This is a genomic window from Panacagrimonas sp. (assembly GCF_965216805.1).
GTDB lineage: Bacteria > Pseudomonadota > Gammaproteobacteria > Nevskiales > Nevskiaceae > Panacagrimonas.
In genome coordinates this window covers 572,013-595,084 of sequence record NZ_CBDCGN010000002.1, presented here as the reverse complement: position 1 = coordinate 595,084, position 23,072 = coordinate 572,013, and the positions used below count along the sequence as shown (strand labels likewise).

Here is a 23,072-nt window from a genome sequence, read left to right as displayed (position 1 = left end):
ATCCGATGCGCATGGTGCCTACACATCATTACTGAGCATCACGATGGCACGAACTGTCCACACTGCAGCCTCTCAACGCCGTGCCGCGGCGGCCAAGACACCTGCTGGCCGCACGCGCACCGACCTCACCCTGCAGGCGAGTGCTGTGGCGCAGGCTCGCGCAATGGGCCTGAACCTGTCGCGGCTGGCCGACGCCAAGATCGCCGAGGCGATCCGCGAGCAACAGGCACGATGCTGGCTACAAGCCAAGCAGCCGGCGATCAAGACCTACAACGCGCGGGTGCGCCGTGACGGCCCCTGGAACAAGGACCTGATCTCTTTCTGAGGTCACCGCGGCCCGTTACCAGGTCTATTGCAACCCCCGTCCCGGCAAGCCGAGCGTACCGTTCCCGCTCGACGTGCAGACGGATTCCCTGGATCTGGAAATACGCAGGGTGATCCCGTTGGTGAAAGCCGAACGCTTCGATGCGAAAATCGAGTCCCTGCACTCTAGGTTCGCCGTGCTCGATCTGAAAGTCGTCATGTCGACGGCAGGCCTGTCGGCACTGGCCAGCCTCACCCTCCATGTCATCGACTTTCTGCTGACCGGATTCTGACCATGCCCCGCCCGCACGACCGCCTGATCGCCGCCCTCGATGTTCCCGACGCGGAGGCCGCGCGCGCGCTGGTCACCCGCATCGGCGATGCGGTCGGCTTCTACAAGATCGGCATGGAGCTGTGCATGGCGCCCGGCTTCTTCGAACTGCTGGCCTGGCTCAAGGCACAGGACAAGCAGGTGTTCGTGGACCTCAAGTTCTTTGACATCCCGGAAACTGTCGCGCGCGCGGTCGGCAACCTGGCGGCGCGCGGCGCTGACTTCTGCACCGTGCACGGCAACCAGTCGATCATGCAGGCGGCGGCCGGCGCGAAGTCGGGCCGTCTCAAGGTCCTGGCGGTGACGGCGCTCACCAGCCTGGATCAGGGCGATCTCGACGATCTGGGTTTTCAGTGCGACATCGCCGAACTGGTGCTGTCACGCGCGCGCCGCGCGCTGGCCGCGGGCTGCGACGGCGTGGTGTCGTCCGGCCTCGAGGTGGCGCGCCTGCGCCGCGAGGCGCCGCGGGAACTGATCTGCGTCACCCCGGGCATCCGGCCGGTGGAGAACCGCGTGGAGGCCGACCAGAAGCGCGTGATGTCACCGGCCGAGGCGATCAAGGCCGGTGCGGATTACCTGGTGGTGGGCCGCCCGATTCGTGACGCCGCCGACCCGCGCGCGATGGCGCTGAGCCTTCAGGCCGAGATCGCCGCGGCCCAGTCATGAAGCATGATCTTTGGCACGAACACACAAGGAGACTGACATGAGAACCTTGATTGCAATGCTGGTGCTTGGCCTGATCAGCGCCTGCGACGGCCAGCCGTCTGCAGCGACAGCGCCCGGCGGGGGTGCGGAGCCGTCGGGCACGCGCACGCCGAAGTGGAAAGTCGACTACACCGGCGGCTTCGAAGGCTCCGTGCAGGGCTCGATCCTGAATGTGCAGACGATGATTCCGGGTAACGTCGTGCTTGCCGGCGGGGCAATCTCGCCGGACCGGAAGTCCAAGGCCACCGAGCAGCTGAGCGCCACCATTGTCACCTCGGGCAGTTCGCCCACGGCAACGGTCAAGCTGACCCTCGCGGACGGCACGAAATGCCGCAGCAGCGACGAGTCGACGGCCCGGATCATCGACGGCGATCGCGAGAGCTTCCGCGCCGAGCTGTCAGGCGCCCTCGCGTGTGACGGCGGCAAGACGGTCGACTTCGAGGCCGCAATCACGGCGAAGCGCTGATGCGCCGCCTGGACAGAGGCATCGCCTGCGCGGACAGCGTGATCCGCCGCAGCGGCATGACCGCCCTGCTGGCGGCCGCGGCGCTGTTTTTCGCGGCGCCGCTGCAGGCCGAGGATCGGCGCCTCGACGAGGTCACCAATGCCTGCTCGCTGCTGACCGAGACGCTCGCCATCGAACTTCTCGGCCAGCCGGTCAAGCCGGTGGCCTCCAACGAGCACATCCCGACGCTGCACAGCCAATGCGCCTTCACCGGCTTGGAACGCGGCGGGTACATGATCAGCGTCGCCTTCAAGTTCATGGTCAAGGAGATGTTCGACGCCAAGGCCCTGCCGGCCGAGCAGCTCGATTTCAACGCCGGCTTCGCGACCGGCGGCGAGCCGCACGACGAGAAGCTGCAATATCCCGGCGAGGCCGCCTACATCTTCGAGGACGGCGAACACACCTACGTGCTCATGATCCCGGGCATCGACGGCCCGGACGACGGCGCCGGCGAGGCGTCGACGCTGGTCGCACACTATCGCTACGACCACCCCGAACTGCCGCACGCGCAACGCCGCGACGCGCTGATGAAGCAGGCCTGGCGCCACTACCGGCTGTGGCGCCTCGGGCGCTGATCAGCTTCCCGTCGGCGGCAAAGTCGACCGCTGGCGGCGTGACGCCCCAACCTGCGACAAGCTGGCGGCGCTGCCATCGTCGGCATCAAGCTCAATTTTGCGGATCCGCATTGCGCCGGGCAGCGCGGTCAACGACAACACCAACAGCTTGCTCCGTCAGTACCTGCCCGAGGGCGCCGATCCGTACGCCTTCAGCAAAAACGAGCTTGATCGGATCGCCTGGTGGATAGATCCCATGCCACCTGAAAAAGCGTCGCTTGGAAGTGCCCTGCAGACCTGTTCCTGCCAGACTCTTTCAACTTCCTCGAACTGGTTGATCAACCTGTTGCACCTGGTTTTCGAAACCACCGCGGCAAGAAAGCTCCACACCCGAGTGACCACCACGTGCCTGCCCATCGCGCCTTCATTGCCCTGAGCCTGGGTGCCATGCTGATCGGCCTGGCGCCGATCTTTGTGCGGCTGGCCGATGTAGGTCCGGCGGCGGCGGCGTTCTGGCGCTGCTTCCTGGCCTGGCCGATATTCGCGCTGGCGCTGCGCTGGAGCGATGCCTCGTTCACCCCCGTGGCGGATGCTCCCGCGACACGCCTGCCCTACGCCTGGCTGATTCTGGCGGGCCTGTTCTTCGCCGCCGATCTGGCTCTGTGGCATTACGCGATCCAGCGCACTTCGGTGGCCAACGCCACCCTGCTGGCCAATCTGGCGCCATTGTTCGTGGCGCCGGCAGCCTGGCTGCTGTGGCGCGAAGCGGTGAGCCGACGCTTCGCGCTGGGTATGGCGCTGGCACTGGCCGGCACCGTGGTGCTGGTGGGCCGTAGCGCACAACTGGATGTGCAGGGCCTGGTAGGCGACAGCCTGGCGATCGCCGCAGCGCTGTTCTACGCCGCCTACATCCTTGCCGTCACCCGCCTGCGCCGCGACGTCGGCGCCCTGCGCGTGATGACCTGGAGCAGCGCCACGGTGGCCGCCGTGCTGCTGCCGACGGCATGGCTGCTCGGCGAGCGCATCTGGCCGGCGTCCGCCCAGGGTTGGTGGGTGCTGGCCGGACTGGCATTGCTGTCCCACGTCGGCGGGCAAGGCCTGATCGCACAGTCCATGGCATCGCTGCCGGCTGCGCTGTCGGCGGTGGGTCTGCTGCTGCAGCCATTGGCGGCTGCGCTGTTCGCGTGGTGGTTGCTGGCCGAGGGTTTCGGCCTGGCGCAACTCGTCGGCGGTGCGGTGATCCTGGCGGGCATCTTGCTGTGTCGCAGCGCCTCGCGCCCGGCGTCTCAGAAACCCAGCCTGGCGGCGTAGCGCCGATAGCGCGTGCGGTCCGGCAGGTGCCGCATGGGGTCGAACGGCGGGTGATTCGCGGCGCGGATGTCGGCCCGCCAGCGACGCTCCCAATCGGCGCCGCGCGGACCCAGCGACTCCGCCCCGAACACGTCGTGGAAGGTCTGCAGCCCCTGGTTGCGGATCAGCCAGCCCACGAACGAGGCGCCGATCACATACACCTGCCAGGAACGGAAATCCGATTGCGGCGTGCGTCCGTCGTAGCGTTGCAGGGGCATCAGATCGTCGAGCGTCGGCAGGGTGCCGCTGCGGTCGAACAGGGCGACCCAGGCGTCGTTGGACTGACCGTACTGCGGAAAACCCTGCGGCACCCTGCCGGTCTCGACCAACAATGCCTCCAGCACGTGGGTGGCGATGCCTTCCTTGAACAAGAAATTGGACTGGTGGCCGGTGACGTGATGCGCCAGCTCGTGGATCCAGGTTTCGAGCATCTCGCCGTCATCCGCCGGCGGCAGATAGAGATTGGGCGAGGCGTAATAGCCGATACGGATGCGCTGCGTGAGGATCAGGTTGACCGGTTGCGGACGCGGGTCGCCAAGGTAGGCGTAGACCCGTCGCGACCACGGCCGCAAGCGCTGCAGTAGCGCCTCCCGCTGCGCGGTCGACAGACCCAGCTCGTCGCGCACCCGCACCTCCAGGTCGGCCTGCGCCGAGGCCGTCCACGGCAGGGCCAACACACTGCCAGCCAGCAGCAATGTGCGCAGCATCGACATGCGGAAAGAGGGCTTCACGCTGGAGGGACCCCGTCTTCAGCGATTCGGTTCGCTGCCGGAGCTGCGGCTACCCTTACGCATGATCGACATCCTTTGTCCGGCCTGCACACAACCCCTGCAGCGCGCGCCGCGCACCTGGCAGTGCGCACAACGGCACAGCTTCGACGTGGCGCGCGCCGGTTACGTCAACCTGTTGCTGGTGCAGTACAAGCACAGCCTGGACCCCGGCGATCGCAGCGATTCCCTGCAGGCGCGCCGCGCGTTTCTCGATGCCGGCCACTACGCGCCGTTGCGCCGTGCGGTGGTCGAACAGCTGCGCGCGCACGCGCCGCAGAGCGTGCTCGACATCGGCTGCGGCGAGGGCTATTACACGGCGGCCATGGGCGCGGCGACGGGCGCCACGGCTACCGGAGCCGCGCCCGAAGTCATCGGCCTGGACATCGCCAAGCCTGCCATCCAGCTCGCTGCCAAGCGCCATCGAGAAGTCGCGACCTGGCTGATCGCCAGCGGCGCACAACTGCCGTTCGCCGACGCCTCGCTGGACGCCATCACCTGCCTGTTCACCCAGCTCCACCTGCGCGAGATGCAGCGGGTGCTCAAACCGGGCGGCCTGCTGCTGGTGGTCACCCCCGCGGCCGATCATCTGCAGCAGCTGCGCGAGGGTCTGTTCGAAACCGTGCAGCCACACGAGCCCGACAAGTTCGTGGAGACGCTCGGTACCGGCTTCGCCCTGCAGAGCACACAGACACTGAATTTCGATCTGCTCCTGAACCACGCCGACGTGTCCAATCTTCTGTGCATGACCCCGTACGCCTGGAAGGCGCGGCCCGAGCGACGCGAGGCGATGGCAGGCCGGACCGCGCTGCAGACCGCCGCCGCGTTCGTCATCCTGGAGTTCGAGCGCAAGGCATGACCGGGGGTTCGACGCTGACCGCCCCGGATGCCGAAATACGACCGGTGTCCGCAATCGTCGGTGTCGGGATACGGATCGACCGAAGGAGGGAACGTCGGGACCTGCACGGGTCGACGCCCCTCGCTACCGGCCGCCACCGGCTATTGCCGCAGGATCTTGTCCAGCGCCTTTCCCTTTGCCAACTCGTCGACGAGCTTGTCCAGGTAGCGGATCTTTCGCATGAGCGGGTCCTCGACGTTTTCCACCCGCACCCCGCACACCACGCCCTTGATCAGCGAGGCATTCGGATTGAACGAGGACGCCTGGGAAAAGAAGGTCTCCATGTCGGTTTCGCGTTCGATCTGCCGTTGCAGTTCCTTCGGGCTGTAGCCGGTCAACCAGCAGATGACGCGATCGACCTCTTCCTTCGTGCGATCCTTGCGCTCGGCCTTCTGAACATACATCGGATAGACGCTCGAAAATTTCATCCGATAGATCCGCTCTGGATCCATAGCCTTGTCTCCATCCGATCGAGTCCTGGCAAGGGGGTTGTGACCGAATCAACGTTCGCGACTGGCCCTGACGAAGCGTGAGTGTGCGAGCCAGGCCCGCTGCACTGTCGTGCAGTATGCGTTCAAGTGGTCTGCGGCGAGGCCGACACCCGCCAGCAAGCCGGCGGGTGTCCGATGATCAGGCCAGTTCAAAACCTTCGTAGTGCTGTTGCTTCACTTTCTCGCAGGCTTCCCGGTAGGCCGGCACACCGCCGATGTAGCTGAGCAGCCGGTTGTGCTTGCCCTCGATGTTGGCACCGGTGTACCAGGACTTGGTCTTGGCCACCAGCGTCTGGTCGGCGAGTTCATCGTGGTGAGTCAGCCAGCTCTGCTCGGCCTGCGCCGACGGCTCGATGCATTTGCGGCCGTTGGCACGCAGATAGCCGATACATTCGGTGATCCACTGCACCTGGTGCTGCAGGCAGGTGGGCGCGTTGCAGAATGCCGCCGCGGGCGCGTACGGAGCGCTGGTGGTGAACAGGTTCGGATAACCATGAATCTGCAGGCCCATGGTGGTGCGGACCTCCCGCTTCCACTCGTCGCGCAAGGAGCGGCCGCCGCGCCCGCGGATGTCGATTGCGGTCAGTGCACCAGTGCCGGCATCGAAGCCGGTGGCAAGAACGATCACGTCGAGCGAAACTTCGCCCACCGAGGTGCGAATGCCGTCGGCCGTCAGACATTCGATCGGCGTTTCGCGCAGATCGATCAGATCGACGTTGTCGCGGTTGTAGACATCGAAATAGCCGTTCTCCAGCGGCACGCGACGGGTGCCGAAGCCGTGGTCGCGAGGCACCAGCTTTTCGGCGATCTTCGGATCATGGATCCGCGCGCGGATCTTCTCGCGCACGAAGTCGGAGATTTCCTCGCTGGCGGCCGGGTCGAAGAAAATCTCCATGAAACCCGCCACCCAGATCCGCAAGGAGCCGTCTGCCCACAGCCGTTCCAGGGTGGCGCGTCGTTCTTCCGGCGGCAGGCTGAAATAGGGGCGCGTCTCGCCTTGCTCGTCGAATCCGACGAAGGTGGTCCAGATCGCTTCACGCGTGTGCGGATAGCGCGCGCGGATGGCGGCGCGATCGGCATCGGTATAACGCGTGTTGGTCATCGGCACCGCGTAGTTGGCGGTGCGCTGGAACACGCTCAGATGGGCCACCTCGGCCGCGATGGTCTGAATCACCTGGATGCCGGTGGCGCCGGTACCGATCACGCCGACCCGCTTGCCCTTGAGATCCACCCCTTCGCGCGGCCAGCGTGCGGTGTGCACGAGCCGGCCACGGAATTTTTCATGGCCTTCGAACGGCGGCACCACCGGCGCGCTCAGCGGCCCCAGGGCGGTGATCACGAACTGCGCGTTCACGGTCTCGCCGGTGTCGGTCGCAAGGTTCCAGCGCTGGGTGGCATCGTCCCAGGTAGCGGCGTCGACGCGGGTGTTGAAGCTGATGTCGCGCCGCAGGTCGAAACGGTCGGCCACGTGGTTGAAGTAGCGCTCGGATTCGGCCTGTCCGGGGTAGCGCTCCTTCCAGTCCCACTCCTCCAGCAGTTCGTCGGAGAACCAGTACTGGTAGATGTTGGAAGGCGAGTCGGTTCGCGCCCCCGGATAGCAGTTCCAGTACCAGGTGCCGCCGACGCCGGAAGCGGCATCGAGCACGCGTACGCGCAGGCCCAGCCGGCGCAGCGCCCACAATTGGTACAGGCCGGTGAAGCCGGCGCCGATGATCACGGCGTCCAGCGGCTCGTTTGGCAAAGCAGTCATCGCAGATCTCCTCATTCGATTCTTCGGTTGTGTCGTGCCCGCGGCCGGCACCTCGCCCGACCGCTGCCTTCGGGATTCGAGGATGCGCCTGCCGGCGCTTGTAGACTTGGCATTCTGCGCAGCAGACTTGGCATCATGCGCAGTAAGTCCAGGAGATCAACGCGATGGCGGGTCCGCTGATACGCAGTGCAATCCTCGACGGCGCCGCGGACCTGATCCGCGCCCACGGTGCCCGCCCGGCGCAGATCGCGCGCGCTTGCGGCCTGCCCGCAGCAGCGCTGCATGACCCGGATCTGCTGGTACACGCGGTTGCGGTGCTGCGCTTCTTCGAGGCCGCGGCCGCCGCTTGCCGGATGCCGACCTGGGGCCTGGCGATGGCGCGAGGCGCGCGCCTGGCTGCCCTGATCGGGCCGCTGTGGATTTTGCTGCGCAATGCCCGCACGGTGGGTCGGATGTGCGAGGAACTGGCCGACAACTTCGATCTTTACAGCGATGCGGCACTGGTCGGCGTGGAGCGGATCAAGGGCGGTGCACTGCTGAGCTGGACCACCACCGCTGGCCAGCATGACAGCGAAATACAGATGGCCGGATTCTCCCTGAGTGTGCTGGCCGGCGAGATTCGCAGCCACCTGCACCGCGACTGGATGCCGGCCGCAGTGCTGTTTCGTCACGCGCGCCCGACCGAGGCGCTGGCGCCCTACCACGCCAGCTTCGGCGCCGATCTGCGCTTCAACCAGGATCGCAATGCGTTGATGCTCGACGCCGAGACGCTCGAAGCGCCGCTGCGGGCACGCGGCTCGGCGGCGCGGGCCCTGGCCAGCCGGGTGGTGCGCTTGGAGGAGGACCGGCTGGAGAAGGACCTGGCGCGCAGCGTCGAGTCGGTGGTGCGCTCGCTGATGCCGTATGCGCCCTGCACCGTCGGCGAGGTCAGCCGCGCGCTGGACCTGGCGCCGCGCACCCTGCAGGTCCGCTTGCAGCGGCAGGGCACCAGCTTCGTCCACATTCGCGATGCGGTACGCGCCGACCTGGCGGCCAAGTACCTGCGCCATTCCGAACTCAGTGCCGCCGACATCGCCGAGATTCTGGGCTACGCCGACCCCACCTCGTTCAGCCGCTCGTTCCGGCGCTGGAACGGCCGGAGCCTGCGCGAGTCGCGCCGTGGCACCATGCGCAACGCCGTCGGGACACGCTTGTAATGCCGACCGACAGCGGTCCGCTCGCCCCGCGCACGCAAAGCTTCTACCGCGACCTGGCCGCCTGGATGGCGCAGCGCCGCGGTGCGCAGCGCTGCCCGATCTTTGGCATCAACGGCGCCCAGGGCTCCGGCAAGAGCACCGCCGCGCGCTTCCTGCAGGGCGAACTCTCCGCCGTCCATGGCCTCAGGGCGGTGGCCTTGTCGCTGGACGATTTCTATCTGCCGCGCGCAGCGCGCCACGCCCTTGCGGCCCAAGTCCACCCGCTGTTCGCGACGCGCGGCGTGCCCGGCACCCACGACCCCGCGTTGGGAACGCGTACGCTGACACAGTTGCGCGCCCTGACCGTCGGCAAGACTCTGGCGCTGCCCCGCTTCTCGAAAGCCGACGACGAGCGCATGCCCGCCGCCGATTGGCAGCGGGTCGAAGGACCGGTCGATCTGATCCTGCTGGAAGGCTGGTGCGTCGGCCTGCCGGCGCAGCCGCAGGCCTTGCTGCAGACACCAGTCAATGAGCTGGAGGCCCGCGAGGATGCCGACGGCCGCTGGCGCCGCGCGGTGAACGAGCAGCTTGGCTCGTCCTACGCGGCTTGGTTCGCGCTGCTCGATGCCCTGGTGTTCCTGCGCGTTCCCGACTTGGCCTGCGTACGGCGCTGGCGCTGGCAGCAGGAGCAGGACACCGCGCTCGGCGCGCAGCCTGCGGCCAGCGGTCTGCTATCGCAAAGTCGGATCGAGCGCTTTATCCAGCATTACGAACGGCTCACGGCACACGCCCTGGAGGTGATGGCGGAGCGTGCCGACGTGGTGCTGAAGCTGGGCGAGGATCACGGCGTGCAGACGATGCGCTTTCGCGATCCGCCGACGTCCTGAGCCAGGTCACGCCGGCTGACTCGACCCGCAGCGGACGTGCAGAGCAGTTATAGCGCCGCGTCCAGCGCTTCGATCAGGCGCTCCACCTCCGCCGCCGTGTTGTAGTGGACGAAGGACAGCCGCAGCACGCCGCGCGCGACATCCACGCCCAGGGCCTGCAGCAGTCGCACCGCATAGAAATTGCCGGCAGCGGCCATGATACCCGCCGCAGCCAGGCGCACCGCCACCTCCGCCGGCGGGCGCAGCAAGGGCACCAGCGCCACCGTCGCCGCGCGATGCGCCGCATCGGCGGGACCCAGCAGGCGCACCCGCGGATGCGCCGCCAGATATCCGAGCAGGCGTGCGAGCAGCGGCCGTTCCGCTGTGTGCAGCAGTTCGCGGATCCGCTGCGGGCGCCTGGCGGTGTCGGAGCGGTCGGCATGGTGATGCGCGTCCAGTGCATCGAAATAATCGGCAATGCCGGCCGCGGCGGCGATCTGTGCGTGGTCCGGGCCGGCCGGCACCAGGCGCTTGCGCGGATAGGCCGCGTTGAACTCGTGGCCCTGATTGCCCAGCAGGTCCAGCAGCTCGGGCCGCAGCACCATCAGGCCCTGGTGCGGACCGAAAGTCTTGTACAGCGAGAACAGGTAGATATCGGCGCCCAGACGGTCGACGTCGGGAAAGCCGTGCGGCGCGTAGTTGACACCGTCGACCACGCTGATCGCCCCGACCGCGCGCGCGCGGGCGGTGATCGCCGCCACCGGGTTGAGATGGGCGACGATGTTGGAGCAATGTGAAAACGCCAGCAGGCGCGTCCGCGTCGACAACAGCCGGTCGAGATCGGCAGGGTCCAGCACGCCGCTTTCCGGATCCACCTGCCATACACGCAGCACCGCGCCACGGTCGCTGGCGAGTCGGCGCCAGACGCCGACATTGGCCTCGTGATCCTGATTGGTGACGACAATCTCGTCGCCCGGACGCAGGCTTGGGCGCAAGGCCTGCGCCAGCACATAGGTGTTCTGCGAGGTCGACGGACCGAAGTGGATCGCATCTGCGGCCACGCCCAGATAGGCGGCCAGGCGCGCATGCGCCGCGTCCATCCACCGCCCGGCCTCGCTGGAGGCGGCGTAGGCGTAGTAGGGCTGCAGCTTGAGGCGCGTGTAGTACTCGCCCAGGCGCGCGATCACCTGTCGGCACGCATAGGAGCCGCCGGCATTCTCGAAGAACGCCTGGTCGCGCAAGCTGGGCTCGCCAAAGGCAGGGAACTGCGCGCGCACGAAATCGAGGTCGAGAGCCGTCGTCGTCATGAGTGGGTCGATGGAGGGGCCGGCACCGCCAGCGTTTCAGGCCCGCGCAACGCAGGCAAGTGTGCCAACGTGATGGCGCGGATCAGGAACACCCGCTGGGTTCGTTCTCGCTCAGGCCCTTGCCGGCTTGCTGGGGCTCGCCCTGCCCGGCTCGCCTGCGGCCAGCAGCGCGCGGGCGATGAAGTTCTTGGCCACCTTGCTCCGCGGCACCCGCAGGTCGAACCAACTGCGCACGTCCCGTTCCAGGCCGATGCCGTGCATGTAGTTGTAGATCGCCTTGCTCAAGGCAGCGCCAAGCGCGTCGTGATCCACCCCGCAGGGGTCGATGAAGCCGATGTCGTTGTTGGCGAACGTGCCCGGCGCCGATGCAAGCAACTCGACCCCGTAATCCTGTGGGTTTTTTCCGACCGGCGAATGCACGGTGCAGCTGAAGCGGTGGAAATATCCGGATTGCAGGCAGCCCTGCTCGAACAGCTGGCGCACGTATTCCAGCGCGTCCACCGTATCCTGCACGGTCTGGGTCGGAAAGCCGTACATCAGATAGGCATGGACCAGCACACCGGCATCGCTGAAGGCGCGCGTGACTCTGGCCACCTGCTCCACCGACACGCCCTTCTTCATCAGCTTGAGCAGACGATCCGACGCCACTTCAAGACCGCCGGAAATGGCGATGCATCCGCTCTGCGCCAGCAACTCGCACAGCGCAGGCGAGAAGGATTTTTCGAAGCGGATATTGCCCCACCAGGAAATCGACACGCCGCGGCGGATCAGCTCCTGCGCCATCGCCTTGAGCACCTTGGGCGGTGCGGCTTCATCAACGAAATGAAACCCGGTCTGGCCGGTCTCGCGCACAATCTGCTCGATGCGATCCACCAAAGTGGTGGCGCTGGCGGCGTCGTAGCGCGAGATGTAATCCAGGCTCACGTCGCAGAAGCTGCATTGCTTCCAGTAACAACCATGCGCGGCGGTGAGCTTGTTCCAGCGCCCGTCCGACCACAGGCGGTGCATGGGATTGAGCATGTCCAGCAGGGATAGATAACGATCCAGCGGCAGGCCATCCCAGGTCGGGGTGCCGACCTCGTTGAAGGGGATGTCGCGCTCGCCGCTGTCGATGTAGCGCACCGCGGGCGACTCGGCATCGCGCAAGTAAGTTCGCACCAGCCGGTCCTGCGTGCGCTCGCCGCGCAGATGCTCCAGCAGCGACAGCAGCGGACGTTCGCCGGAATCGAGCGTGACGTAATCGAAGTAGTCGAACACGCGCGGCTCGGCCAGTTCGCGCAACTCGGTGTTGACGTAGCCGCCGCCGAGTACGGTGATGATGTGCGGAGCGTCGGCCTTGATGCGCTGGGCGATGCGAAATGCCGCATAGACCGCACCCGGAAACGGCACCGAGATCAGCACCACGTCCGGCGCGTGGCGGCCGATCGCGTCCTGCGCGAGCCGTTGCAGCGTCTGGTCGACCAGATTCGGCTCGGCGGCGAGCGCCGCGGCCAGCGGATCGAAACTCGGCTGGCTCTGTGCCAGGGATTCGGCATAGCGCACAAACTCGAAACGCGCATCCACCGCTTCGCGCAGCACGTCGGCGATGTCGTTGAGATACAGCGTCGCCAGGTGGCGCGCGCGGTCCTGAAGGCCCAGCGCGCCAAAGGCCCAGGCCAGGGCATCGCCGCCGTCCTCGTCCACGTAAACGGCCAGCGACTCAAAACGCGAACCTTCCGGCAAGAACTGACGGCCGCAGATGCGATGGGCCAGGGTGGCGTCGCGCCCCTGCAGGAAGGCGATGGTGGGAGTAATGCTGGACAGGTAGCGATCCGCCTGCGCGAGGAAACTCCGCACGCGCGACGAGCGCTCTGGTTCCGGCACTGCCGCGATGCGCTCGATGACACAGCGCAAGCCCGTCGCCGAAAACAGTTCCAGCACCAGCGCGAGCGCCATGTCCTCCTGCACGGCGTTCACTCCGCGCGAGCGCAGAAAGCCGGTGAGGTAGGCCGTGGACGGATACGGCGTGTTGAGCTGCGTCATCGGCGGGGTGAGCGACAGCACGCGCACCGACTCGCCTTTCCCTGCTCCTGGTTCAGCTGCCATACGCACGCGCACCCCGGTTCGAGCGCACTACTTTATGCCATCGGTTGCCATTCGGATCGGCGCAGGCGGCTCCAATTGGGACTCTGATCAAAACATAAATCCTTTTCCTGATAATCATTTACGCGCCCCGCTCAAAAAGCAGCCGAATCGCGGTCGATTCGGGCGCACATCGTTCGTCGTGTCATCAAGAGCCGGCACTATCTGCAGGCTCCCCGATCCGAATAGTGGAGAGACGACGATGCGATTCATGGTGATTGTGAAAGCCACTGCCGATTCCGAGGCCGGACACATGCCCGACGAGCAACTGCTCGCCGCCATGGGCCGCTACAACGAGGAACTGGTCAAGGCCGGTGTGATGCTGGCGGGCGAAGGACTGCATCCCAGTTCGAAGGGCGTGCGCGTACGTTTTTCCGGCAAGCAGCGCACCGTGATGGACGGGCCGTTCGCCGAGACCAAGGAGCTGATCGCGGGCTTCTGGCTGTGGCAGCTGCGCTCGCTGGACGAGGCCATCGAGTGGGTCAAGCGCTGCCCCAATCCGATGCCGGGCGACAGCGAGATCGAGATCCGCCAGGTGTTCGAGGAGGAGGATTTCGGCGCCGAATTCACCCCCGAGCTGCGCGAGCAGGAAGCGCGCCTGCGGGCACAGATCAACCGTCAAAACTGAAGGAGTAACAGCCCATGCTCGTACAAGCCTATCTGAGCTTCAACGGCCGCTGCGAAGAGGCCATCGAGTTCTACACCCAGGCCCTCGGCGCCAAGCTGGACATGCTGCTGCGCTTCAAGGACAGCCCCGAACCGATGCCGCCCGGGATGCTGCCGCCGGGCAGCGACGACAAGGTCATGCACGCAAGTTTTCATGTCGGCGAAACCATGATCATGGTCGACGACGGCGGTGTGTGTGCGGAAGCCTGCGGGGGCCAGCCTCACACCGGCTTTCACGGCTTTTCGCTGTCCATCGCGCTCAGCGACGAAGCCGAGGCGGCGACGCGCTTCGCCGCGCTCTCCGAGGGTGGTCAGGTGCGCATGCCGCTGGGCAAGACTTTCTGGTCGCCCTGCTTCGGCATGGTGGTGGACCGCTTCGGCGTCGCCTGGATGATCAACGTGATGCCTTGAGATCGATGCACATTGGATTGCTTACCCTACTTTGCAAGGAGCAGTCATGAACTACGTCGACGGATTTGTGGTGCCGGTTCCCAAGGCCAAGCTGGAGGCCTACTACCAGATGTCGCGCACCTGCGGCGCGATATGGCGCGAACACGGCGCGCTGGAGTATCGCGAGTGCGTCGCCGATGACGTCAAACCCGGCGTGCACACCTCGTTCCCCCAGAGCGTGCAACTCAAGGACGACGAGACCGTGGTGTTCGCCTGGATCGTCTACACCTCGCGCGAGCATCGCGACGAGGTCAATGCCAAGGTCATGGCCGACCCGCGCATGAAGGAGATGATGAGTCCCGAGTCCATGCCCTTCGACGGGCAGCGGCTGATCTTCGGCGGCTTCAAGGTGGCCGTGGACGTTTGAACCTTGCAACCGCTCGAAGCACAGAGCGCGCGGATCGACCATCCGCCTTGGTAGCCCGAGTGCAACCCGGGGCTTGCCTGCGCCGGCACGTGGAACCCCCGGGTCGCACCCGGGCTACTGGTCTGGCCGCGGCAGCTGGCGCTCGGGCTCAACCCCGCGTCGCGTAAGTCTCCAGCGCCTCGCGCAAAGCCCGCACCGCCGCGTGCGGAAACTGCACCATGATGCTGCCCTTGCGGCCACGGCGTTCGACCAGACTGACCCAGGTCTGGCGCGAGGCATTCTCTACCGTCGCCTCGACCCGCGACGCTGGCCTGCCCGCCAGCGGCGAGGCGAAGCGGTACTCGCCGAGGTAGTCGCGGCGAAACACGCGGTCCACCGCGCGGCCGACCCAGCCGCGCCCCTCCTTCAGACCCTGGCCCTGCGCGGCGCGCTCCACCACCTGCAGATCGTCGATCACCGCCTGCAGGTCCTGCGGCTGACCCTTGCTGTAAGGCCACTTGAGCACGCGCGTGCGACTGAAATTGCTGCCGCGCCGATGCGCCACCTGGATGGCGACGAAGTAACGGCCACGCCACTGCTCCAGCCACAGCCGGACCTCGCAATCGACCTGGCCGAGCTTGCCCTGGTGGACCTCGCCGAGATCGGCCACCACGCGGATGCCGGCCAGGCGGCGCAGCGGCGTCATCAGGCGCTCCAGCATGGGTCGGGCTCCTCGCGTTCGGTGAAACTGACGGCAGTTTCGCAGAAGCTGGGAGGCAATCGCCGTAATTCATCAAAAGAGTGTCCGTCGCCGACGCCGTGCCGCAGCTCAAGGCGACCAGCGCCATCGTCGCAGCGGGCACTCACCCCTTGCGGCGATCTCCCATCGTCGCGCAGCTCCCTTGCCGAACCGCGAATCGCAGGCCGAATGCTAAGCTCGGATCAATACATCCGACAGCGGCAAGCAGGCTGCAAGAGCATGGGGACGACCGGGAGAAGGATTGCGCTCCCAAGCCATGGGCCCAACGGCTGCAGCTTGTCGGCCGTAACGACCGACCCCTTGCGGTGCGCCCTGCCGCAGCAGCGCCAGCGACCCGAGTGAACATCCTGATTGCCGACGACGATGCGGTGTCCGCTGCGCTGGCCGGCGCCCTGCTGCAGCGCCTCGGCCTTCCCGGAGCGCGGATCGCACGCGACGCCGCCGCGCTGCACCACGCGCTGGCCGGTGGCGACCTGGACGTGCTGCTGATCAACCTGCGGCTGCCAAGTCTGGATGTATCGGCACTGACAGCGCCGCGCAACGCTACCGAAGACCCTGCCGCGGCGCCGCCGATCTGGATCGAGTTGCAGGACAGCGCGGCAGCGGAGCTGCCACTTGCACTGCGCAAACCCCTGCAGCGCGACGCCCTTCAAGCCGCGCTGGATGCGCTCGATCATCACGCCGAAACCTGGGCCGAACTGCTGCGCCTGTTCGGCCCGGCTGGCGCGCGCGAAATGCTGGCCGCGCTGCAACGCGACCTGCGGGCCCAACGCGAAGTTCTGGCGCAAAACCCGGCGGACCGGACACAGCTGCGCGGGATCGCCCACCGACTGCGCGGCGCGGCGCTGCAGCTCGGAGCGGGCAACCTGGCCCTGCACGGCGCCAGGGCTGAACAACTCGCCGCGTCGGATACCGATGCGGACGCCGCGCAGACGTTGTCGCGGCTGCTGCGCGTGCTCGGCCGCTTCGAGGCCCTGGTCCGCTATCTGGAGCGGCAGCTTGAATCCTGAACCGCGGGTCGGCGGCACGTCAGCGTGGTCGCATATCGCGGTCGCGCTGATCGTGCTGGTCAGCCTCGCCGCCGGCTGGCAGACCCACCGCCTGATCCAGGCCCATCAGCAATCCCGCTTCGACTACGAGGTGCGGCGACTGACGTCCGCCATCCAGCAGCGCATGAGCGCCTACGTGCAGATCCTGCGCGGTGGGCGCGGCATGTTCGAAGCATCCAGCTTCGTCAGCCGCGACGACTGGCGGATCTACGTCGAGCAATTGCGGCTGGCCGACAACTACCCTGGCATCCGGGCGATGACCTTCGCGCCGAAGGTCGCACCGCACGAACTCGCGGACTTCATTGCGACGGTGCGCAGCGAATCGCCTGCCCGCTTCACCAACCCGAAAGTCCTGACCGAATTCACCCTGCGCGCGCCGCCGCCACCGATCGTTCCAAGCGACCCGACCGTGCACGTGCCGGTGTACTACACCGAGCCGCTGAACGCGGACAACGAACGCGCACTGGGCATCGACATGATGCGGGACCTGGGGCGCAGGCTGTCGATGGAAGCCGCGGTGGCCACCGATCATGCCGTGCTCAGTCCGCGCCTGCGCATCCTGCGTCCCAGCGGCACGCAGGTCGGTTTCATCGCCTACGTGCCGGTCTATCGCGACGCCCGCCACCTAGGCTGGCTCACCGCGGTCTTCCACGCCGAGCAATTCATGCGCGGACTGCTCGGCGATGCCGATGATCCGCTCGTCTTCGAAATCCATGACGGCCCGACGGCCGAGGCCGATACGCTGCTGTATTCGACGGCCGGCGTGACCGCGGACGGCGAGCCGCTGCCGCTGCCGTCCGCACGGCGCTCGGACTACGAAGCCGTGCAGCCACTGCGGATGCCCGGACGCGCGTGGACCGCGCATCTGCGCAGCCGACCGGGATTCGCCACCCCGACCGAGCGGATCGTGCCCTGGCTGGTCACCTTCGGCGGCCTGATGGCGGCGCTGCTGCTGTACGTCATCGGTCGCGCCGGCAGCCGCTGGCAGTCGCAGGCGCGGCTGCTGGCCGAACAGGCGAACTCGCTGCGCGAGGCGCGCGCCGCTGCCGATTCCGCGAATCTGGCCAAGAGCAACTTCCTGGCCAACATGAGCCACGAGATCCGCACGCCGCTCAACGCCATTCTCGGCACCGCCGAGTTGCTCGGCGACACCCGGCTCGACACCGATCAACGCGAGAGCCTGAGCACCATCTCCCAGAGCGGCGATCACCTGCTGGGCGTGATCAACGACATCCTCGACTTCAGCAAGGTCGAGGCCGGTCTGCTGGAGCTGGACCCGCAGGTGTTCGATCTGCGCCGCACCGTGGAAGAGGCGCTGGAGCTGGTCTCGCATCGCGCCGCGCAGAAGGGGCTGGAACTGTCCTGCGACTTTGCGCCGGGCACGCCGGAGACCGCGTGCAGCGATGCGGCGCGGGTGCGCCAGATGCTGGTGAATTACCTGTCCAACGCGATCAAGTTCACCGAGTCGGGCGACGTGGCAGTGGAAGTCTCCGCTCGCGAACTCGAGCCCGGCCGGCATCGCTTCCGCATCGCGGTACGCGACACCGGCATCGGCATTCCGCCCGAACGGCTGGACCGGCTGTTCAAGAGCTTCAGCCAGGTCGACGCCTCCACCACGCGCCGTTACGGCGGCAGCGGTCTGGGGCTGGCCATCACCAAGCGCCTGGCCGAGCTGCTCGGCGGCGAAGTGGCGGTGGAAAGCCACCCGGGTCGCGGCTCGGTGTTCTCGTTCACGTTCGTGGCCGCCACCGATCCGGCCTGGACGGTCGTTGCACCAACCGACCTGTCGGCGCTCGCCGGGCGCCGGCTGCTGATCGTGGACGACAACGACACCAACCGCCGCATCCTGCGCGCCGCCACCCAGGACTGGGGTCTGCAGGTGCGCGACACCGCCTCGCCGCTGCAGGCCCTGGCCTGGATCGAGCAGGGCGAGCGCTACGACCTCGCCATTCTCGACGACCAGATGCCGGAGCTGGACGGCGTGACCCTGGCCGCGCGTATCCGCCGGCATGTCGCTGCCGTGGACCTGCCCCTGCTGCTGCTCAGCAGCGCGCGCCAGGCCGGTCGCGACCTGTCTGATTTCAGGCTGGTGCGCCTCAAGCCCTTGCGACGCGCCGCGCTGGGGGAGGCACTGCTGCAACTGCTGGGGGTCGGCACCGCCGTGGTGGCGACCGATGCACGCCAACCGCGCGCACCCAAGCGCGCACTGCGCATCCTGCTGGTGGAAGACAACCCGCTCAACCAGCAGGTCGGTCTGCGCATGATCGAGTCGCTGGGTTATGGCGCCGACCTCGCGGAAAACGGCCAGGTGGCGCTGGATGCGGTCAATGCCAGCGAGTACGACCTGCTGCTGATGGACATGCAGATGCCGGTGATGGACGGCCTGGAAGCCACGCGTCGCATCCGCGCGCTACCGCTGCCGCGTCAGCCGCGCATCTACGCCATGAGCGCCAGCGTGCTCGACCGCGAACGCCAGGCCTGCCTGGACGCCGGCATGGACCGCCATCTGGCCAAGCCGCTGCGGCGCCGGGAACTGGAGGAGATTCTCGACGAGCTCGCGCAGGTCGACGCCAAGGTGGTCGCCGCCGGTGATGTGCCCGGTGACGTGCCCGATCTTGCTGCACTGTGCGAACAACTTGGCGACGACGGCGCAAACGCGGTGCTCGACGCGATGATCGAAGACGCCGAAGCGGCCTGCGAAGAGCTGGTCCAGGGCGACGATGACGCCCGCCGCAAGCGCCTGCGCCAGCTCGCCGCCAACGCGGGTCTCGTGGGCGCTGCGACACTGGCGCAGGAGATCGAACGTCTGGCCGCTCTGACGCCGATGCCGCCGGCCGCGGACTGCGCTGGGGTCGCGAAGCGTTACCGCGCGCTGATCGAGGCGCTCGCCGCGGACCGGAAAATCTGACGCTGCCGCTCGTTGGATCCTGAACGGGTCCGCGCGGGTCCCAGCCCCTCATCCGCCCCTTCGGGGCACCTTCTCCCGCCTGCGGGAGAAGGAATGACGGCTGCCCTCCGGCTCGCGGGCGAAGGAACCAGACCCCCTCTCCCGCAAGCGGGAGAGGGCCGGGGTGAGGGTCTGCCAGCGCCGCGCCAACCTCGGCCGCCGGATACCGCGAGTGCGTCGACGACCGCACCCAAGGCAACGTGCGCGCGCGCCGCCAAGCCCCTCATCCGCCCCTTCGGGGCACCTTCTCCCGCCTGCGGGAGAAGGAACGACGGCTGCTCTCCCGCTCGCGGGCGAAGGAACCAGACCCCCCTCTCCCGCAAGCGGGAGAGGGCCGGGGTGAGGGCCTCTGCGCCAGGCACAAAGTCCGTTTGCGCGGCGCAAGCCAAGCTCCATCCGGAGCGCAGCCCTGCACTAGACTCCGCGCACCGCCGATCCCTCATCGTCCATGTCCAAGGCCGCACCCACCGTCATCGTTGCCGACGACCACCCGCTGTTCGGAGTTGCCCTGCGCCTGGGCGTACAGCGCGCCGCGCCGGATGCGCAGGTCGTGGCGGTGGAATCCTTTGCGGGTCTGCGCGAGGCGATCACGGCGCATCCCGACGCCGCCCTGGTACTGCTGGACCTGATGATGCCGGACGTCGAAGGCTTATCCGCCCTGCAGTTTCTGCGCGAGCAGTTCCCGCAGGTGCCGGTGGCGCTGGTGTCGGCGGCCGGCGAACGTCACTGGGTGCGCTCGGCCGAGGCCCTGGGCGCGGTGGCCTTCATTCCCAAGGCCACGCCGCTGGAAACCACCCTGGAAGTGATCGGGCTTCTGTTGGCGGGGGGGTGCTGGTGGCCACAACCGGAATCAGAACCCGTCACCGTGGCCTCACCCGCTTCACGACACGCCCCGCAGACCCTGACCCTGGAAGGCAAGCTGGAACGTCTGACCCGGCAGGAACTGCGCATCCTGCTGCAGATTCGCGACGGCCAGCTCAACAAGCAGATCGCCTGGGACCTGGGCATCAGCGAATCCACCGTCAAGACCCACATCAGCACCCTGCTGCGCAAGCTGGATCTGCACACCCGCACCCAGGCCGCGGTGCTGGCGCAGCGGCTGCTGGCGGGGCCGCAGATCGTGCCGGACGATGCGCGTAATCCAGGCCAATCTGCCACTACGCAATAAAAAGCGACCCCGGTCTGCCACGAGGTCGAAGAATGCGGACCAGCACCTGCGGGCAGACGCGCAAAGGCCGGGGACGGTATCCACCGCCCCCGGCCTGGCCCCACTCACCAACCGATGCTGATACCGCCGCCGGCCGCGCTTTCGCTGCCGCTGAACGAGCCGCCGAAGGTGACGGTGACGTTCTCGCGCAGGGCGTGCTGGTAACCCACCGACAGTGCATTGGCGCCGCCGTGGTTGCCGACACCCATAGCCAGGCGGTTCTTCTGCTGGCTGCCGGCCGCGCTGCCGGTCATCGTCGCCATCGCCACCGCCATCGCCGAGATGCGATCGATACGCCCGTCCTGGCGATCCAGCGCGAAGCCCACGTCGCCTCGAAACGCATCGAGCTGACCGAGGTTGACCGCATCGGTAGCTTCCATACCCGCCGCCACGTTGGTGACGCGACGTTCGTTGCCGACCGCGCCGACGGAGACGGTGTTGGCCTGATCGGCCACCGAGCCATTGCCCAGCGCGACGCTGTTGGCGGCACTGGCATTGGCCTCGTTGCCGACCGCCACCGCAAACTCGCCACCGGCCTGCGCGTTGTCACCGACCGCGGTGGTGTTGGTGCCCAGCGCCTGCGCGCCGGTGCCCACCGCCACCGAGGACTGCGCAATCGCCCCGCTGCCGATGGCCACCGAGTTGGCCTGCACCGCGTTGGCGCCGAAGCCCACCGCGATGCCGCCCGCGGCCTGGGCCCGGGCGTCGGTGCCGATCGCCAGGCTGTTGACGGCCTCATCTCCGGACTGCGCGTTGTCGCCACATTCCACGGTTCCGCTGGCGCTGCCGCGGCCGCAGAAGGCGGCATTCGACTGGGCCGTGCTCATTGCCATGTCGGCGACGGTTTGCGCGTTGCCAACGCGGGTGTCGAGCTGGTCGATGCCGTCTTCGTTGGTGGCGACGCGGCCTTCGAGGTCGTTGATCGACGACAGGTTCTGGTCGATGCGCAGCGAGTTCATCGAGATGTTGCCCTGGTTGGTCTCGATGGCGCCCTCGCTGACGCTGACGCGGCCCCCCAGCGTGTCGAGTCCGGCACTGTTCTGCGCGATCCCGGCGGCGTTGCTGGTGACGCGACCGTCGAGGTCGGAGATGTCCCCGGCGTTCTGGGCGATGTTGAGGCTGTTCAGACCCACGCGGCCGTCAAGCGCCTGGATGACGTCTTCGGCGTCGTCCAGCCGGTTGTCGAGCACCACGATGTCGCCTTCGTTGGTGGTGACGCGTTCGTCCAGCACCGTGATGCGGCTGCTGTTGGAGTTGGCACGCGACAGGGCGGTGTTGGCGGTGGTCTGCGCCGCACCGGCAGCGGCCAGGGCGGTGTTGGCCGTGCCCTGCGCGGCATCGGCGCTGGCCTGCGCATTGTCGGCGCTGGCCTGGGCGTTGTTCACCCCGGTGTCCAGCGCACCCAGTGCATCACCGACATTGTCGAAGTTGCCAGCCTGCACGGCGTAGTCGGGGGCGGTGACGGTGCCGTCCACCGGGTCGACCGCCGCACCGCCGCCCAACGCGGCCGCAAGGCCGGCACCCTGGTTATCGACCTCGGTTTGCAGCGCACCCACGTCGGTTTGCAGGGTGTCGATCTCGCCTTCGGCGGTGGTCAGACGGGTATCGAGGCCGTCGATGTCGGTGGCGTTCTGGGCGATACCATCGGCATTGGTCGCGATGTCGGTCTCGTTGGTCGTGACCCGCGTATCCAGCGCATTTATGTCACCTTCGGCCGTCGTCACCCGAGTTTCGAGCGCGTCGACATCCGCCTGGGCAGCGGCGGCATCGGAAAGCGCCGTGTTGGCGGTGCCCTGTGCCGCAGCCGCGTCGGCCACGCCCTGGTCAGCGGTGGTCTGTGCGTTGTCGGCACTGGTCTGCGCAGCAGCGGCGTCAGCCACACCCTGGTCAGCGGTCGTCTGTGCGTTGTCGGCACTGGTCTGTGCCGCTGCAGCGTCAGCCACACCCTGGTTGGCGGTGGTCTGTGCAGCGTCCGCGCTGGCCTGTGCCGCAGCAGCGTCAGCCACACCCTGGTCAGCGGTCGTCTGTGCGTTGTCGGCACTGGTCTGTGCCGCTGCAGCGTCAGCCACACCCTGGTTGGCGGTGGTCTGTGCAGCGTCCGCGCTGGCCTGTGCAGCGGCAGCGTCAGCCACACCCTGGTTAGCGGTGGTCTGTGCAGCGTCCGCGCTGGCCTGTGCAGCGGCGGCATCATCCACACCCTGCTGCGCGAGCGTCTCCACCGCAGTGAGTTGATTGACATTTACCGCATCGGTGCCGACCGTGCCCGCAGCCAGGTTCACGATGCGGCGCTGGGTGCCCGAGTTACCCACGGAAACCGTGTTGACCTCGGTCGCCACCGAACCGGCGCCCAGGGCCACCGATGAGGACGCCGCGGCTTCGACCTGGGCACTGTTGCCGATTGCGACCGAGCCCCCTGCCAGCGCATCCGTGTTGACACCGAGCGCGGTCGCGTTGGTACCGGAGGCCAGGCTGTTCACGCCAAAGCTGCTCCCGCCCTGACTCGTCGATACGGCATTCGTGCCGA

Annotated in this window: 22 protein-coding genes and 1 pseudogene; 16 read left to right on the top strand and 7 right to left on the bottom strand. The window is 67.3% G+C overall.

Annotation, left to right across the window (positions count from 1 at the left end; all coding sequences use genetic code 11):
• Nucleotides 1-43 precede the first annotated feature (43 nt).
• The 7 genes and pseudogenes from ACOOHP_RS02880 (at nt 44) to ACOOHP_RS02850 (ending at nt 3,709) form a co-directional block, all read left to right on the top strand.
• The gene (locus ACOOHP_RS02880; RefSeq protein WP_420464956.1) at nt 44-325 is read left to right on the top strand and encodes a type II toxin-antitoxin system CcdA family antitoxin; all 282 of its coding nucleotides are present in this window, start codon (nt 44-46) and stop codon (nt 323-325) included.
• A 25-nt stretch (nt 326-350) separates the two neighbouring features.
• Nucleotides 351-596 (top strand): annotated as a pseudogene (locus ACOOHP_RS02875) (CcdB family protein); the annotation flags it as partial.
• Nucleotides 597-598: 2 nt separating this feature from the next.
• Nucleotides 599-1,300 (top strand): orotidine-5'-phosphate decarboxylase, encoded by a 702-nt coding sequence (gene pyrF, locus ACOOHP_RS02870; RefSeq protein ID WP_420464955.1) that lies wholly within the window; start codon nt 599-601, stop codon nt 1,298-1,300.
• A 37-nt stretch (nt 1,301-1,337) separates the two neighbouring features.
• Entirely contained in the window at nt 1,338-1,805 is a 468-nt protein-coding gene (locus ACOOHP_RS02865) for a hypothetical protein (RefSeq protein ID WP_420464954.1), read from the top strand.
• Nucleotides 1,806-1,861: 56 nt separating this feature from the next.
• Nucleotides 1,862-2,419 carry a hypothetical protein gene (locus ACOOHP_RS02860; protein ID WP_420464953.1) on the top strand — a complete coding sequence of 186 codons (558 nt, stop codon included), beginning with the start codon at nt 1,862-1,864 and terminating at the stop codon, nt 2,417-2,419.
• A gap of 97 nt (nt 2,420-2,516) precedes the next feature.
• Nucleotides 2,517-2,834, top strand: a complete 318-nt coding sequence (locus ACOOHP_RS02855) for a hypothetical protein (protein WP_420464952.1) — start codon at nt 2,517-2,519, stop codon at nt 2,832-2,834.
• A complete protein-coding gene (locus ACOOHP_RS02850) occupies nt 2,804-3,709 on the top strand; it encodes a DMT family transporter (protein ID WP_420464951.1) in 906 nt (301 codons plus the stop codon). Before ACOOHP_RS02855 ends, ACOOHP_RS02850 begins: the two co-directional genes overlap by 31 nt.
• Here ACOOHP_RS02850 and ACOOHP_RS02845 read toward each other — a convergent pair.
• On the bottom strand, nt 3,685-4,461 hold the full coding sequence (locus ACOOHP_RS02845) for a hypothetical protein (protein WP_420464950.1): 777 nt from the start codon (nt 4,459-4,461) through the stop codon (nt 3,685-3,687). The genes ACOOHP_RS02850 and ACOOHP_RS02845 overlap by 25 nt on opposite strands.
• Nucleotides 4,462-4,540: 79 nt before the next feature.
• Between ACOOHP_RS02845 and ACOOHP_RS02840 the strand changes: the two genes are divergently transcribed.
• Entirely contained in the window at nt 4,541-5,374 is an 834-nt protein-coding gene (locus ACOOHP_RS02840) for a putative RNA methyltransferase (RefSeq protein ID WP_420464949.1), read from the top strand.
• Nucleotides 5,375-5,514: 140 nt separating this feature from the next.
• Here ACOOHP_RS02840 and ACOOHP_RS02835 read toward each other — a convergent pair whose 3' ends face one another.
• Together ACOOHP_RS02835 and ACOOHP_RS02830 are read right to left on the bottom strand one after the other, a co-directional pair.
• Nucleotides 5,515-5,865 (bottom strand): DUF2200 domain-containing protein, encoded by a 351-nt coding sequence (locus ACOOHP_RS02835; protein WP_420464948.1) that lies wholly within the window; start codon nt 5,863-5,865, stop codon nt 5,515-5,517.
• A 178-nt stretch (nt 5,866-6,043) separates the two neighbouring features.
• Nucleotides 6,044-7,654, bottom strand: a complete 1,611-nt coding sequence (locus ACOOHP_RS02830) for a flavin-containing monooxygenase (RefSeq protein WP_420464947.1) — start codon at nt 7,652-7,654, stop codon at nt 6,044-6,046.
• 164 nt (nt 7,655-7,818) lie between these two features.
• Here ACOOHP_RS02830 and ACOOHP_RS02825 point away from each other — a divergent pair, with 164 nt between their 5' ends.
• Nucleotides 7,819-8,850, top strand: a complete 1,032-nt coding sequence (locus ACOOHP_RS02825; protein ID WP_420464946.1) for an AraC family transcriptional regulator ligand-binding domain-containing protein — start codon at nt 7,819-7,821, stop codon at nt 8,848-8,850.
• On the top strand, nt 8,850-9,716 hold the full coding sequence (locus tag ACOOHP_RS02820) for a hypothetical protein (RefSeq protein WP_420464945.1): 867 nt from the start codon (nt 8,850-8,852) through the stop codon (nt 9,714-9,716). Before ACOOHP_RS02825 ends, ACOOHP_RS02820 begins: the two co-directional genes overlap by 1 nt.
• A 47-nt stretch (nt 9,717-9,763) precedes the next feature.
• Here ACOOHP_RS02820 and ACOOHP_RS02815 read toward each other — a convergent pair whose 3' ends face one another.
• Both ACOOHP_RS02815 and ACOOHP_RS02810 read right to left on the bottom strand, forming a co-directional pair.
• A complete protein-coding gene (locus tag ACOOHP_RS02815; RefSeq protein ID WP_420464944.1) occupies nt 9,764-11,002 on the bottom strand; it encodes an aminotransferase class V-fold PLP-dependent enzyme in 1,239 nt (412 codons plus the stop codon).
• A 111-nt stretch (nt 11,003-11,113) separates the two neighbouring features.
• The gene (locus ACOOHP_RS02810; protein WP_420464943.1) at nt 11,114-13,087 is read right to left on the bottom strand and encodes a B12-binding domain-containing radical SAM protein; all 1,974 of its coding nucleotides are present in this window, start codon (nt 13,085-13,087) and stop codon (nt 11,114-11,116) included.
• A 238-nt stretch (nt 13,088-13,325) separates the two neighbouring features.
• On the opposite strand from ACOOHP_RS02810, the gene ACOOHP_RS02805 reads away from it, so the two are divergent.
• The 3 genes from ACOOHP_RS02805 to ACOOHP_RS02795 are packed head-to-tail and all read left to right on the top strand — an operon-like array spanning nt 13,326 to nt 14,606.
• Nucleotides 13,326-13,751, top strand: coding sequence for a YciI family protein (locus ACOOHP_RS02805; protein ID WP_420464942.1), 426 nt, complete (start codon nt 13,326-13,328; stop codon nt 13,749-13,751).
• A gap of 14 nt (nt 13,752-13,765) precedes the next feature.
• The gene (locus ACOOHP_RS02800; RefSeq protein ID WP_420464941.1) at nt 13,766-14,200 is read left to right on the top strand and encodes a VOC family protein; all 435 of its coding nucleotides are present in this window, start codon (nt 13,766-13,768) and stop codon (nt 14,198-14,200) included.
• Between the two features lie 46 nt (nt 14,201-14,246).
• A complete protein-coding gene (locus tag ACOOHP_RS02795) occupies nt 14,247-14,606 on the top strand; it encodes a DUF1428 domain-containing protein (protein WP_420464940.1) in 360 nt (119 codons plus the stop codon).
• A 148-nt stretch (nt 14,607-14,754) separates the two neighbouring features.
• Here ACOOHP_RS02795 and ACOOHP_RS02790 read toward each other — a convergent pair whose 3' ends face one another.
• Nucleotides 14,755-15,306 (bottom strand): hypothetical protein, encoded by a 552-nt coding sequence (locus tag ACOOHP_RS02790; RefSeq protein WP_420464939.1) that lies wholly within the window; start codon nt 15,304-15,306, stop codon nt 14,755-14,757.
• A 377-nt stretch (nt 15,307-15,683) separates the two neighbouring features.
• On the opposite strand from ACOOHP_RS02790, the gene ACOOHP_RS02785 reads away from it, so the two are divergent.
• The 3 genes from ACOOHP_RS02785 to ACOOHP_RS02775 all read left to right on the top strand — a co-directional run bounded on the left by ACOOHP_RS02785 (nt 15,684) and on the right by ACOOHP_RS02775 (nt 20,509).
• Entirely contained in the window at nt 15,684-16,355 is a 672-nt protein-coding gene (locus tag ACOOHP_RS02785; RefSeq protein ID WP_420464938.1) for a hypothetical protein, read from the top strand.
• Nucleotides 16,345-19,302: a response regulator gene (locus tag ACOOHP_RS02780; RefSeq protein ID WP_420464937.1), complete on the top strand. Its 2,958-nt coding sequence runs from the start codon at nt 16,345-16,347 to the stop codon at nt 19,300-19,302. The genes ACOOHP_RS02785 and ACOOHP_RS02780 overlap by 11 nt, the downstream gene beginning before the upstream one ends.
• Before the next feature lie 487 nt (nt 19,303-19,789).
• Nucleotides 19,790-20,509, top strand: coding sequence for a LuxR C-terminal-related transcriptional regulator (locus ACOOHP_RS02775; protein WP_420464936.1), 720 nt, complete (start codon nt 19,790-19,792; stop codon nt 20,507-20,509).
• Nucleotides 20,510-20,613: 104 nt separating this feature from the next.
• On the opposite strand, the gene ACOOHP_RS02770 is transcribed toward ACOOHP_RS02775, so the two are convergent.
• Nucleotides 20,614-23,025 (bottom strand): YadA family autotransporter adhesin, encoded by a 2,412-nt coding sequence (locus tag ACOOHP_RS02770; protein ID WP_420466939.1) that lies wholly within the window; start codon nt 23,023-23,025, stop codon nt 20,614-20,616.
• Between the last annotated feature and the right edge of the window lie 47 nt (nt 23,026-23,072).

Excerpts from the sequence above, each read along its gene's own strand:
- ACOOHP_RS02800 (WP_420464941.1), top strand. The coding sequence starts at position 13,766 with ATGCTCGTACAAGCCTATCTGAGCTTCAACGGCCGCTGCGAAGAGGCC.
- ACOOHP_RS02860 (WP_420464953.1), top strand. The coding sequence starts at position 1,862 with ATGACCGCCCTGCTGGCGGCCGCGGCGCTGTTTTTCGCGGCGCCGCTG.
- ACOOHP_RS02865 (WP_420464954.1), top strand. The coding sequence starts at position 1,338 with ATGAGAACCTTGATTGCAATGCTGGTGCTTGGCCTGATCAGCGCCTGC.
- ACOOHP_RS02835 (WP_420464948.1), bottom strand. The coding sequence starts at position 5,865 with ATGGATCCAGAGCGGATCTATCGGATGAAATTTTCGAGCGTCTATCCG.
- ACOOHP_RS02820 (WP_420464945.1), top strand. The coding sequence starts at position 8,850 with ATGCCGACCGACAGCGGTCCGCTCGCCCCGCGCACGCAAAGCTTCTAC.
- ACOOHP_RS02830 (WP_420464947.1), bottom strand. The coding sequence starts at position 7,654 with ATGACTGCTTTGCCAAACGAGCCGCTGGACGCCGTGATCATCGGCGCC.
- ACOOHP_RS02840 (WP_420464949.1), top strand. The coding sequence starts at position 4,541 with ATGATCGACATCCTTTGTCCGGCCTGCACACAACCCCTGCAGCGCGCG.
- ACOOHP_RS02775 (WP_420464936.1), top strand. The coding sequence starts at position 19,790 with ATGTCCAAGGCCGCACCCACCGTCATCGTTGCCGACGACCACCCGCTG.
- ACOOHP_RS02815 (WP_420464944.1), bottom strand. The coding sequence starts at position 11,002 with ATGACGACGACGGCTCTCGACCTCGATTTCGTGCGCGCGCAGTTCCCT.
- ACOOHP_RS02810 (WP_420464943.1), bottom strand. The coding sequence starts at position 13,087 with ATGGCAGCTGAACCAGGAGCAGGGAAAGGCGAGTCGGTGCGCGTGCTG.
- ACOOHP_RS02880 (WP_420464956.1), top strand. The coding sequence starts at position 44 with ATGGCACGAACTGTCCACACTGCAGCCTCTCAACGCCGTGCCGCGGCG.
- ACOOHP_RS02795 (WP_420464940.1), top strand. The coding sequence starts at position 14,247 with ATGAACTACGTCGACGGATTTGTGGTGCCGGTTCCCAAGGCCAAGCTG.
- ACOOHP_RS02805 (WP_420464942.1), top strand. The coding sequence starts at position 13,326 with ATGCGATTCATGGTGATTGTGAAAGCCACTGCCGATTCCGAGGCCGGA.
- ACOOHP_RS02845 (WP_420464950.1), bottom strand. The coding sequence starts at position 4,461 with ATGTCGATGCTGCGCACATTGCTGCTGGCTGGCAGTGTGTTGGCCCTG.
- ACOOHP_RS02825 (WP_420464946.1), top strand. The coding sequence starts at position 7,819 with ATGGCGGGTCCGCTGATACGCAGTGCAATCCTCGACGGCGCCGCGGAC.
- pyrF (WP_420464955.1), top strand. The coding sequence starts at position 599 with ATGCCCCGCCCGCACGACCGCCTGATCGCCGCCCTCGATGTTCCCGAC.
- ACOOHP_RS02790 (WP_420464939.1), bottom strand. The coding sequence starts at position 15,306 with ATGCTGGAGCGCCTGATGACGCCGCTGCGCCGCCTGGCCGGCATCCGC.